Below are 9,811 nucleotides of genomic sequence, written 5' to 3'. Positions count from 1 at the left end.
CCCGGAGACATGCTCCGGGGGCCGCGCGTCACATCGAGGGCCGTTTCGGGGGCCTCGGCTAGGCCGCCATCTCCTCCTTGAGGGCCTGGACGAAGGCGTCCACGTCGTCCTCGGTGGTGTCGAAGGAGCACATCCAGCGGACGTCACCGGCCGCCTCGTCCCAGAAGTAGAAGCGGAAGCGCTCCTGGAGGCGGCGCGTCACCTCGTGCGGGAGGCGGGCGAAGACCGCGTTGGCCTGGACGGCGTGGAGGATCTCCACCCCGTCGACATGGCGGACCCCGGCGGCCAGGCGCTGGGCCATCGCGTTGGCGTGACGGGCGTTACGCAGCCACAGATCGCGGGCGAGCAGCGCCTCGAACTGCACCGAGACGAACCGCATCTTCGAGGCGAGCTGCATCGACATCTTGCGCAGATGCTTCATATGGCTGACCGCGTCCGGGTTGAGGACGACGATCGCCTCGCCGAACACCATGCCGTTCTTGGTACCGCCGAAGGTGATCAGATCGACGCCGACGGCGTTGGTGAAGGCGCGCATGGGCACGTCGAGCGAGGCGGCCGCGTTGGCGATGCGGGCGCCGTCGAGATGGACCTTCATACCGCGCTCGTGGGCGTGCTCGACGATCGCCCGGACCTCCGCGGGGGTGTAGACGGTGCCGAGTTCGGTGTTCTGGGTGATCGAGACGACCTGGGGCATCGCCCGGTGCTCGTCGTCCCAGCCCCATGCCTCACGGTCGATCAGCTCGGGAGTGAGCTTGCCGTCGGGGGTGGGGACGGTGAGCAGCTTCAGCCCGCCCATCCGCTCCGGGGCGCCGCCCTCGTCGACGTTGATGTGCGCGGTCTGGGCGCAGATCACGGCGCCCCAGCGGTCGGTCAGCGCCTGGAGGGCGGTGACGTTGGCGCCGGTGCCGTTGAAGACCGGGAAGGTCTCGGCGGTGGCCCCGAAGTGGCTGTGGAAGATCCGCTGAAGGTGCTCGGTGTACGCGTCCTCGCCGTAGGCGGCCTGGTGGCCGCCGTTGGCGAGGGAGAGCGCGGCGAGGACCTCCGGGTGGGCCCCGGCGTAGTTGTCACTGGCGAAACCGCGGACGTCCGGGTCGTGGTGGCGCCGGGCCGCCGTCGTGACCGTCGGGGCGGGTTTTACGGTTGGGGCGTCAGCCACAGGCGCTGTCCATTCACTTCCTCGGCGGGCCGGTCCCATACTCCGGCGATGGCGTCGGCCAGTTCGGTCACATCGGTGAAGCCCGCGAACTTCGCGTTCGGGCGTTCGGCGCGCATGGCGTCGTGTACCAGGGCTTTCACCACCAGGATGGCAGCCGCCGTGCGCGCGCCCTCCTCGCCCCCCGCCTTGCGGAAACCGTCGCCGAGGGCGAGCGTCCACGCCTCGGCGGCGGCCTTGGCGGCGGAGTAGGCGGCGTTGCCCGCCGTGGGCTTGCTCGCCCCGGCGGCACTGATCAGCACATACCGTCCACGGTCGCTGCGGAGCAGTCCGTCGTGGAAGGCGAGCGAGGTGTGCTGGACGGTACGGATGAGCAGCCGCTCCAGCAGGTCCCAGTCGGCGATCTCGGTGGCGGCGAAGGAGGAGCTGCCGCGCCAGCCGCCGACGAGGTGGACCAGTCCGTCGATCCGGCCGAAGTCCTTCTCGATCTTGTGCGCCCACTCACGGGTGGCGGCGAGGTCGAGCAGATCGACGGTGTCCCCGGTGACGGTGGCGCCGCCGTGGGCGTACCGGGCGGCGTCGACCGCCGAGGCCAGCCGCTCGGGATCCGCGTCCGCCCCCACGACGGTCGCGCCCGCCTCGGCCAGCCGCAGCAGGGCCGCGCGCCCGGCGGGGCCCGCCGCCCCGGCGACCGCGATCACGGCGCCCTCCAGCGCTCCGCCTTCGTTGGTCATGGTCGTCGCCTCCTGTGTCCGTACGCTCACGATGCCGCCCTGGAAGTCCCAGAAGTCCCCGACGCCGCTACCGGGGCCACGGGGCCCGCCGCGGTGATGCCCTTGGTGGCGGCGATCACCTTCTTGAGCTTCTTGGAGAGCGCCTCATAGAACATGCTGAGCGGAAACTCGTCCGGAAGCACGTCGTCCACCAGTTTGCGCGGCGGCTGGGAGAGGTCCAGGGCCTCGGGGCCCTTGGCCCAGCGGGAGCCGGGGTGCGGGGAGAGGTAGGTCGCGACCAGGTCGTACGCGGCGAGCCAGTGGACCAGCTTGGGGCGGTCGATGCCGTCGCGGTAGAGCTTCTCGATCTCGGCGCAGAGCTGGTTGGTGAGCCGCGGGGCGCGCTCCCAGTCGATCTTCAGCGTGTTGTCCGTCCAGCGCAGGACGTCGTGCTTGTGGAGGTAGGCGAAGAGCAGCTGGCCGCCGAGACCGTCGTAGTTGCGCACGCGCTCACCGGTGACCGGGAAGCGGAACATCCGGTCGAAGAGCACCGCGTACTGGACGTCACGGCCCTGCGGGAAGCCGTCGGCCTCCAGCCGCACGGCCTCCTTGAAGGCGGTGAGGTCGCAGCGCAGCTCCTCCAGCCCGTACATCCAGAACGGCTGGCGCTGCTTGATCATGAAGGGGTCGAACGGCAGGTCGCCGTGGCTGTGGGTGCGGTCGTGGACCATGTCCCAGAGGACGAACGCCTCCTCGCAGCGCTTCTGGTCGCCGACCATCTCCTGGATGTCGGCGGGCAGCTCCAGACCGAGGACGTCGACGGCGGCGGAGGTCACGGCGCGGAAGCGGGCGGCCTCGCGGTCACAGAAGATGCCGCCCCAGGTGAAGCGCTCGGGGGCCTCGCGGACGGCGATGGTCTCGGGGAAGAGGACGGCGGAGTTCGTGTCGTACCCGGCGGTGAAGTCCTCGAAGGTGATCCCGCAGAAGAGCGGGTTGTCGTAGCGGGTGCGCTCCAGCTCGGCCAGCCAGTCGGGCCAGACCATGCGCAGGACGACGGCCTCCAGATTGCGGTCCGGGTTGCCGTTCTGCGTGTACATCGGGAAGACGACGAGATGCTGGAGGCCGTCGGCGCGGTTGGCGGCGGGCTGGAAGGCCAGCAGCGAGTCCAGGAAGTCCGGCACGTCGAAGGCGCCGTCGGCCCAGGCGCGCAGATCGGCGACGAGGGCGCGGTGGTATCCGGCGTCGTGGGGGAGCAGCGGGGAGAGCCGCTCGACCGCGTCCACGATCCGGTCGATCACGGCGTCGACGGTGGCGCGGTCGGGGGCGCCTTCGGCGTCGAAGTCGATCGAGCCGTCGGCGGACTGCCACGGCCGGATCTCCTCGACGGCCTTCTTGAGCGTCGGCCAGGCCGGGTGGTCCACGACTCGGGGGTCGTCGGATATGGCCGCCACGGTGGCGCCCTGCACAAGAATTTCCGTCATGTCACTTCCTCCACGGGAGAACCTCGCGTCAAGACACCGTATCCATGTGGCAATCCCCGAGACAAGTGGGGCATGGGAAATTATCCTGCGCAGTCGCATGATCACCGAAAGGTTTCCGGTTCTCCTCCGTACGACACAAGGCCCTTCGGTCTGACGCACGGTGTCCGGCGCCGGGCCCGGAGGTGAGGGCCCGCGGCGCCAGGGGACGGTGTCCGGTGCCGGGCCGCCCGGGGCGCGGCGGGTCGGTACGGACCGGCGCGCGGGGCGGTACGGGCGCCGGGGCCCGCGCCCGCTCCCACGCCGTACGCCCGCTCCCGGTCACACGCCGTACGCCCGCGCCCACGCCGTACGCCCGCTCCCGGCCACACGCCGTACGGAGCACCCTGCCCCGCGCCCCCGCGGCGGCCACCCGGAAACCCCGCGCCGCGTCAGGTGGTCATCCCGCCCAGCGGCCCGCCCCATGGCTCGCCACTGCCCGCTATCGCCCCCGCCACACCCGCCAGCGCCTCCCGCGCGTCGTCCACCGCGTTGGCCAGGGCCAGGAAGCCGTGGAACATCCGCGGATAGTGGTCCTCGGTGACCGGCACCCCGGCGTCCTTCAGCTTCGCCGCGTACGCCCGCCCCTCGTCGCAGACCGGGTCACAGCCCGCCGTGACCACATGCGCCGGAGGCAGCCGGGTGAGATCGGCGCGGAGCGGCGAGGCCAGGGGGTGGTCACCGCCGGGGCCCAGGTACTGCTCCCGGAACCAGCGCATATGGCGCTGGGTGAGGTAGTAGCCGTGCCCGTTGCGGCGGTGGGAGGCGGTGTCCAGCGCGGCGTCGGTGCACGGGTAGATCAGCACCTGGAGGGCGAGCGCGGGCCCGCCGCGCTCCCGGGCCAGCAGGGTGGAGCAGGTGGCCAGGTTCCCCCCGGCGCTGTCCCCGGCCACCACCAGGGCGCCGTGTTCCCCGCCCAGTTCGGCCAGGTGGTCCGCGGCCCAGCTGACCGCCGCGTAGGCGTCCTCGACCTGGGCCGGGCAGCGGGCCTCGGGGGCCAGCCGGTAGGCCACCGCGACGACCACGGCGTCCGCGTCCCGGCAGATCTGGCGGCAGAGCCGGTCATGGCTCTCCAGGCCGCCGAGTACCCAGCCCCCGCCGTGGAAGAAGACCACGGTCGGCCGGGCGCCACCGCCGGCGGACGACGGCCGGTAGATCCTCACCGGCAGCTCCGGCGCGTCCCGGGGGCCCGGGATCGTCCGGTCGGCGACGGAACCGACCTTGCCCCGGGGGAACGGCACCACGATCGCGTCGAGCATCCGCCGTGCCTCCACCGGGTCGGTCACCGTCCCCCCGACGTCGGGGAAGACCGCCGCCATCGCGTTGACGTACTCCCGCACCTCGGGCGCCAGCCCGTCCGTCCCGCTCACCGGGCCCCTCCTCGATCACATCAGTCGCCTGTGGCAACAACTTCGCGAAATCATGGCCGCTTTCGCCGCCGCGCACCGCAGGACTTCCGGTCCCGATCGCACCCGATCAGGCCGGATGCCATCGGTTCCGGCGCGGGACGTCAAGTCCGGACGGGCACGCCCACGGTCGGGTGATGTCCCACCATTCCCACAGACCCCAACTCCCCCTGGAGTAACGGGATGTCGGGGCGTTGCGCTCAGCTCCCGAACCGGCACCGGCCACTAGGGTCGGGGGTGCCGCGCGGCACCGTCGGTCCGCGCCGCGCTGGAGCCGCCGTCGACGGAAGCGGGAGAATCTTGACTTTCCTCACCATCGGTCATCGCGGGGTCATGGGCGTCGAGCCGGAGAACACCTTGCGCTCCTTCGTCCGGGCCGAGCGGGCCGGGATGGACGCCATCGAGCTCGATCTGCACCTCAGCAAGGACGGCGCGCTCATCGTCATGCACGACGCCGACGTCGACCGCACCACCGACGGCCGGGGGCCCGTCGCCGACAAGACCCTCGCCGAGCTGCGGGAACTGGACGCCGGCCGCGGCGAGCGGGTGCCGGTCTTCGAGGAGGTGCTGGAGGCGGTGCGCTCCCCGCTCCAGGCCGAGATCAAGGACGTGGCGGCGGCCCGGGTGCTCGCGGACCTGATGGTCCGCCGTGATCTGGTTCCCCGGGTCACCGTCTCCTCCTTCCAGGACGACGCGGTGGCGGAGATCGCGGCCCTGGTACCGGGCGTACGGACGGTACTGATCGCCGGCCGCTGGGGCGAGGACATCGTCGACCGGGCCAAGGCGGTGGGGGCGGGGACGCTGGCGCTCGGCATCCGGCGGCTGACCCTGGAGACGGTGGAGCACGCGCACGGCGAGGGAGTGGCGGTGATCGGCTGGGTGGTGAACACCCCGGAGCACCTGCGGCTGGTGCGGGCGCTGGAACTGGACGGCGCGACCACGGACTACCCCGAGATCCGGCGCACGGGCCGCTTCACCGCGTAGCCCGCGCTCCGGCCCGGTACCGGCACCCGCGTCCGGTGCCCGCGCTCCGGCCCTGTACCGGCACCCGGCACCCGGCACCCGGCGCCCGGCGCCCGCCACCCGCGTACCGGACGCGGCCACCGTCGCGACAACCTCCCCGGTCTCCCCGAGGCCCGGCGCCCGCGTACCGGACGCGGGGTGGACCAGGTGACAGGGGGGCGAATTAGAGTGCGGTCATGGTGCATGTGCTGAGCAGCCGAATCCTGGTCCGCCCCACCGATCCCGAGCGCTCCCGCCAGTTCTACGGCCATACCCTCGCGCTCCCCGTCTTCCGCGAGTTCCGTACCGGCGCGGACGAGTGGGGCACCGTCTACTTCCTCGGTGGCGGCTTCCTGGAGGTCTCCGGCCGCGCCGAGACCTCCGCCCCCTCCCAGCTCGAACTCTGGTTCCAGGTGGAGGACGTGGCCGCCGCCCACACCGAGCTCAGCGCGAAGGGCGCGGAGATCCTGCGGCCCCCCGTACGCGAGCCCTGGGGCCTGATCGAGATGTGGATCGCCGACCCGGACGGCCATCGCATCGCCATCGTCGAGACGCCCGCCGACCATCCGCTGCGCTACCGGCCCTGACCTCCGGGGTTCGCACCCCCGGCGCCCGGTGTGCTCCCCGTACACCTCCGTGCGCTCGCGTGCGCCCCGCCGACGGCGGGCATCGACCCCTCGGCCCGCCCGAGCGTCGGCGGAGCCACCGCTCCGCCCCGCGTCGACGGCTCGAAGGAGAGGTGCGCGGTGCACGGATCCACCCTGCCCGGCTGGCTGCTCGTCACCCTGTGCGCGACCACCGGCGTCCACTGCCTGGTACGGATGCGGGGCCATCGCGGCGGCCCGCGCCGGGAGGCGGGCGGCGAGGCCCTCATGGCGTTCGCGATGGCGGCGATGGCGGTGCCCGCGTCCGCGCTCGCGCCACCGCGCTGGAGCTGGCTGGTGTACGCGGTGGTCTTCGGCGCCACCGCGCTGACCGCGCTCCTGCCCCTCGGCCAGGACCCCGGCCACCGGCTGCACCACCTCGTCGGTTCGCTGGCGATGGTCTATATGGCCGTGGCGATGTCCGGGCCCGCGCCCGGGGGCCACGCAGGCCACGCGGTGTCCGCCCCGGCCGGGGTGCCCGCCGTGACGGCCGCGCTGCTCCTGTATTACGGCGTGTACATCCTGCGCTCGGGGGTGCGGCTGCTGCCCGTCAGCCCGCCGGGCCGGACCGTGGCGGCGGACCGTCCCTACCTCTCCGACCTCCCCGTCCCCGCCCCCGCCGACGGCGGTCATGGCGGGATGGCCACGGCCTGCCAGGTGGCGATGGGGATCGCGATGCTGGCGATGCTCGCCACCCTCTGACGTCCCTCTGCTGCCCCTCTGTCCTGTTTCCGCCACCCCTCTGACACGCCGGAACGGCGCGATCACGGCGCGTAAACGTGTCCTGCGTCACTTGCCCCACCCCGACATACCGATGAGTGACCGACGACTCATAGGCTGATCACATGTTGGTCTCCCTCGTGCTGCTGTCGCTGGGTGTCCTGGCCGCCGTCGTGGCGCCACGACTGGTCTCGCGCGCCCCGTGGCCGGAACGGGAGCCGATCGTGGCCCTGTGGGTGTGGCAGTGCGTGGTGGCGGCGGTGCTGCTGTCGTTCACGCTGTCGATGACGTTCAGCGCGGCGGCTGCCTGGCAGCTGGTGCGCGGGCATGTCTTCGCGCCCGCGCCGCATGGCGTGATGGAGGCGTACGCGCTGGGGAACGACGAGGCGTGGCCCGCCGTCCTCGCGGTGCTGCTCGCCTGCGGCGGGCTGTGGACGCTCGCCATGCTCACCCGCGAGATCCGGGACGCCCGGGCACGGCGCGCGGCACGGCGCGCGGAACTGCTGGTCCGCGCCCCACTGCTGCCGGGCGAGACCCCCGCCAGCGGTGACCGGCTGGTGGTACTGGAGGGCGAGCGGGCGGACGCCTGGTGGCTGCCGGGCCCGGCGGCCCGGCTGGTCATCACCACCGCCGCGCTGCGACGGCTGAAGGGGCGTCAGCTCGACGCGGTGCTCGCCCATGAGCAGGGGCACGCGCGGGCCCGCCACGACTGGCTGCTGCACTGCTCGTCCGCGCTGGCCAACGGCTTTCCGCAGCTCCCGGTCTTCGCCGCGTTCCGGGACGAGATGCACCGGCTGGTGGAGCTGGCCGCCGACGATGTGGCCTCCAAGCGCTTCGGACGGCTGACGATCGCGCTGGCGCTGGTGGAGCTGAACGAGGACCGTGGAGTGTTCGGCCCCTGTCCCGCCCCCGACGCGCACCTTCCGCAACGGGTGAACCGGCTGCTGGCCGCCACCCCCCGGCTTCCGGCGGTGCACCGGCTGCGGCTGACGGCGGCCGCGGCGCTGGTCCCGGTCGTCCCGGTGGCGGTGGCGTTCGTCCCAGCGTTGCGCGCACTCGGCTGACCCGCGCGGCCCGCTCTCCTCCGTACCGGCCGATTACCGCCATAGGTACGGAGTCCCCGGGGAGGATCTGCGCATGAGCCGACCTCGCCCGACCACAGCCCCGACCTCCGACCGCGCCTGGCGCCTGCCCGCCCGGGTGGGTGCCGCGCTGGGGGCGCTCTCCGCCCTGTTACTGGTGCTCGTGGTGGTCGCGTGGTCCCCGTTGATCTCCTTCGACCGCTCCCTCGCGCGGGCGCTGCACCGGAAGGCGGTGGAGCAGCCCGGACTGGTTCAGGCCAACCGCGTCCTCACCGACTGGTTCTGGGATCCCTGGACGATGCGGGCGCTGGTCGCCGTGGCCGTCGTCTGGCTGCTGTGGCGGCGTGAGGTCGCGCTGGCCGTGTGGGCCGCCGTCACCACCGCCCTGGGAACCGCGCTCCAGACGGGTCTGAAGTCGTGGGTGGGACGGGAGCGGCCCGTCTGGCCCGACCCGGTGGACTCCGCGAACCTCGCGGCCCTCCCCTCGGGCCACGCGATGTCGGCGACGTTCTGCTGTGGGGTGCTGCTGTGGCTGCTGCGCCGCCACGGCGTCACCGGTCCCGCCTGGCGACTGGCCGTCGCCGTCGCCGTGGTCTCCGTCGCGGGCGCGGGCCTGACCCGGATCTACCTCGGGGTGCACTGGCCCACCGATGTGCTGGCGGGGTGGCTGATGGGGGCCTGCTGGGTGGTCCTCGCCATCGCGGTGTACGAGAGGGCCGCGGCGCACCGGCACGGCGAGCGGCTCCGGGTGGGCTCCGGCGCCGGGGGGACCTGAGGCCCGGACGGGAAGCGCTCAGCGGAGGGAGGCACGGATCCGGGGCGGGGAACGCACCACCCCGGGCCGGGCGATCCCCCGCGTCGCCCGGTCCGGGGCAGTGACCCCGTCGGCGCGGCGTCTGACGCCTGGTGACGGGTCGCGCTGAGTATATTGGCCCGGAGCCAGTCAACGCAGGAGTCAAGCATGTCCCCGCGGAGCCCGTCGGTCAATGAAGAGATGCGTCGGCGTTCCCGTGACCGGCTGCTCCAGGCGACCGTGGACCTGGTGGACGAGCATGGATACGAGGCCACCACGCTGGCCGACATCGCCCGCCGGGCGGGCTCGGCGCGCGGGCTGGTCTCGTACTACTTCCCGGGCAAGCGGCAGCTCTTCCAGTCGGCCGTACACCGGCTGATGCACCGCACACTGGAGGCGGCGCTGGCACGGGATCCCCAGGCCGCCGACGGCCGGGAGCTGCTGGCACGGGCGATCGACGCCGTCCTGGGTCTGGCCGTGGACCATCCCCGGCTGATGCGGACTCATATGTCGGGTGTGCTCCAGGCGGAGGGGTTCGTCCAGTGCCCGGAACAGCAGCGGCTGGCGGTCCTGCTGCGGAGCGCGATGGAGCGCTATGGCTCCGGGCAGGTCGACACCGACTATCCGATGCTGAGGGCCCTGCTGATGGGGGCGGTTTTCGCGATCCTGCTGCCGGGGGCGCCGATGCCCCTGTCCCGGCTGCGGGCGGAGCTGTTCCAGCGCTATGGGCTGGAGTGGGAGTTGGGCCGCCCGCCGGTGGGCCGCCCGCCCGAGGGCGGCC

At 72.8% G+C, this 9,811-nt stretch carries 10 protein-coding genes; 6 read left to right on the top strand and 4 right to left on the bottom strand.

Annotated features, from left to right (window positions below):
- Window positions 1-58: 58 nt before the first annotated feature.
- The 4 genes from ACFVIM_RS28840 to ACFVIM_RS28825 all read right to left on the bottom strand — a co-directional run bounded on the left by ACFVIM_RS28840 (window position 59) and on the right by ACFVIM_RS28825 (window position 4,753).
- Complete coding sequence (locus ACFVIM_RS28840; protein WP_384307289.1) at window positions 59-1,156, bottom strand: threonine aldolase family protein; 1,098 nt, start codon at window positions 1,154-1,156, stop codon at window positions 59-61.
- Entirely contained in the window at window positions 1,135-1,887 is a 753-nt protein-coding gene (locus ACFVIM_RS28835; RefSeq protein ID WP_384307286.1) for an SDR family NAD(P)-dependent oxidoreductase, read from the bottom strand. Before ACFVIM_RS28835 ends, ACFVIM_RS28840 begins: the two co-directional genes overlap by 22 nt.
- A gap of 26 nt (window positions 1,888-1,913) precedes the next feature.
- Window positions 1,914-3,347: a DUF6421 family protein gene (locus tag ACFVIM_RS28830; RefSeq protein WP_384307284.1), complete on the bottom strand. Its 1,434-nt coding sequence runs from the start codon at window positions 3,345-3,347 to the stop codon at window positions 1,914-1,916.
- A 428-nt stretch (window positions 3,348-3,775) separates the two neighbouring features.
- A complete protein-coding gene (locus ACFVIM_RS28825) occupies window positions 3,776-4,753 on the bottom strand; it encodes an alpha/beta hydrolase (RefSeq protein WP_384307279.1) in 978 nt (325 codons plus the stop codon).
- Window positions 4,754-5,089: 336 nt separating this feature from the next.
- On the opposite strand from ACFVIM_RS28825, the gene ACFVIM_RS28820 reads away from it, so the two are divergent.
- The 6 genes from ACFVIM_RS28820 to ACFVIM_RS28795 form a co-directional block, all read left to right on the top strand.
- Window positions 5,090-5,773: a glycerophosphodiester phosphodiesterase gene (locus tag ACFVIM_RS28820; RefSeq protein WP_384307277.1), complete on the top strand. Its 684-nt coding sequence runs from the start codon at window positions 5,090-5,092 to the stop codon at window positions 5,771-5,773.
- Between the two features lie 215 nt (window positions 5,774-5,988).
- Window positions 5,989-6,378: a VOC family protein gene (locus tag ACFVIM_RS28815; protein WP_384307274.1), complete on the top strand. Its 390-nt coding sequence runs from the start codon at window positions 5,989-5,991 to the stop codon at window positions 6,376-6,378.
- A 159-nt stretch (window positions 6,379-6,537) separates the two neighbouring features.
- Window positions 6,538-7,137 carry a DUF5134 domain-containing protein gene (locus ACFVIM_RS28810; protein ID WP_384307272.1) on the top strand — a complete coding sequence of 200 codons (600 nt, stop codon included), beginning with the start codon at window positions 6,538-6,540 and terminating at the stop codon, window positions 7,135-7,137.
- 143 nt (window positions 7,138-7,280) lie between these two features.
- Window positions 7,281-8,219 carry a M56 family metallopeptidase gene (locus tag ACFVIM_RS28805; protein WP_384307269.1) on the top strand — a complete coding sequence of 313 codons (939 nt, stop codon included), beginning with the start codon at window positions 7,281-7,283 and terminating at the stop codon, window positions 8,217-8,219.
- A 73-nt stretch (window positions 8,220-8,292) separates the two neighbouring features.
- Window positions 8,293-9,012, top strand: coding sequence for a phosphatase PAP2 family protein (locus ACFVIM_RS28800; RefSeq protein WP_384307266.1), 720 nt, complete (start codon window positions 8,293-8,295; stop codon window positions 9,010-9,012).
- A 186-nt stretch (window positions 9,013-9,198) separates the two neighbouring features.
- The coding region (locus tag ACFVIM_RS28795) for a TetR/AcrR family transcriptional regulator (protein ID WP_384307264.1) at window positions 9,199-9,811 on the top strand (613 nt) is incomplete at its 3' end.

It is taken from the genome of Streptomyces sp. NPDC057638 (genome assembly GCF_042800315.1).
In the GTDB taxonomy this organism is placed as follows: Bacteria; Actinomycetota; Actinomycetes; order Streptomycetales; family Streptomycetaceae; genus Streptomyces.
The sequence above is the reverse complement of the archived record's forward strand: the minus strand, read 5'-3'. Positions and strand labels throughout refer to the sequence as shown.

Coding starts and splice junctions, on each gene's coding strand:
- ACFVIM_RS28835 (WP_384307286.1), bottom strand. CDS start 1,887: ATGACCAACGAAGGCGGAGCGCTGGAGGGCGCCGTGATCGCGGTCGCC.
- ACFVIM_RS28830 (WP_384307284.1), bottom strand. CDS start 3,347: ATGACGGAAATTCTTGTGCAGGGCGCCACCGTGGCGGCCATATCCGAC.
- ACFVIM_RS28815 (WP_384307274.1), top strand. CDS start 5,989: ATGGTGCATGTGCTGAGCAGCCGAATCCTGGTCCGCCCCACCGATCCC.
- ACFVIM_RS28805 (WP_384307269.1), top strand. CDS start 7,281: ATGTTGGTCTCCCTCGTGCTGCTGTCGCTGGGTGTCCTGGCCGCCGTC.
- ACFVIM_RS28800 (WP_384307266.1), top strand. CDS start 8,293: ATGAGCCGACCTCGCCCGACCACAGCCCCGACCTCCGACCGCGCCTGG.